General features: G+C 58.5%; 1 protein-coding gene. It reads left to right on the top strand.

Annotation, left to right across the window (positions count from 1 at the left end; translation table 11 throughout):
* The first annotated feature begins 40 nt into the window (after positions 1-40).
* Positions 41-193: a hypothetical protein gene (locus tag ACFXIV_RS48390; protein WP_379403853.1), complete on the top strand. Its 153-nt coding sequence runs from the start codon at positions 41-43 to the stop codon at positions 191-193.
* The last annotated feature ends 824 nt before the right edge of the window (positions 194-1,017 follow it).

The following is a 1,017-nucleotide window of genomic DNA, read 5'->3' as shown; positions in this document are numbered from 1 at the left end:
GTATCGGGTGGAGTCACCTGCCTTGACATAGGCTGAGGCAGTGGACGACTCCCATGTCATGTCGACGGCAGCCGACCCTTCCGCTGACCAGATCCACGTCGTCGCCAGCAGCATGGCGCTGGTGACCGTACGAGGTATTGCCGCGTACCTGTCCCTTTTTGTCACCAGCGCACAGCGCAGGGAAATGACCTGACGATGTGCGCAGTTGACGGCCTGATACGCGAGCGTCTGACCGGCCATTCTAACCGCACGACCAAGAACCCAGTATCTGATGGTCTCTGCGACTGTCCTACCGACCCTACCTTCAACCATCATGTGCGCCTTGCCTGTAACAGGTGTTGTTGCCCTGAACGGCGCGCTCTCAACGGTAGTTGGAGGGATCACTTGGAGGAACACTGCAACAGCCATCGACCCGATCGATCCAGCATCCTCATGAACAGTCAGCGCTCGCGGACATGCAAGGGACTGTCTTAACGTCTTACGTATCGTCTCATCATCTGTCGCAGGATGGGTCTTAAATACTGTCTCATGTAAGACGTTAGGTCCTGCCTGAGAGTGGGTCGGAGACCCGGGCTCACTCTCTGCAGTAAATGATCTCCGCAGTTCAGATCCGATTTTTTCGGAGACAGTTACTCTCCGCGAGGCCTCACATCTGGGTGGCACGGTGGCGTAGATCGAGCCGTTTGGGCGGCACATCGGGTAGGGGAGAGCGGCCCGGCCGAATGGCGAGATCACTTGTGCGATCACGGCGCTCACCTCCTACGGCAGTCTCGATCGTTCGTGCTTCACGGTGAATCCCCGTTGCCGCGAAGTCTAACTTCGATCGCCTACGCCATGCACGATCGAAGCGTCACAGTCGTGTCCCACACTCAGCCCCATCTTGTTTGAGCGGTAGACACAGGCCCGTCGACTACTGGTGGGTCGTCCCGTCCGCGGATCGCTGGCGCTGCGATCGTCAGCGGACCAATACCCGACGGCTTCAAAGCGGCTGCGATAGAAGCGGGTAAGTTCCGCTGT

The organism is Nocardia sp. NPDC059236, from assembly GCF_042754085.1.
Lineage (GTDB): Bacteria > Actinomycetota > Actinomycetes > Mycobacteriales > Mycobacteriaceae > Nocardia.
The sequence above is the reverse complement of the archived record's forward strand: the minus strand, read 5'-3'. Positions and strand labels throughout refer to the sequence as shown.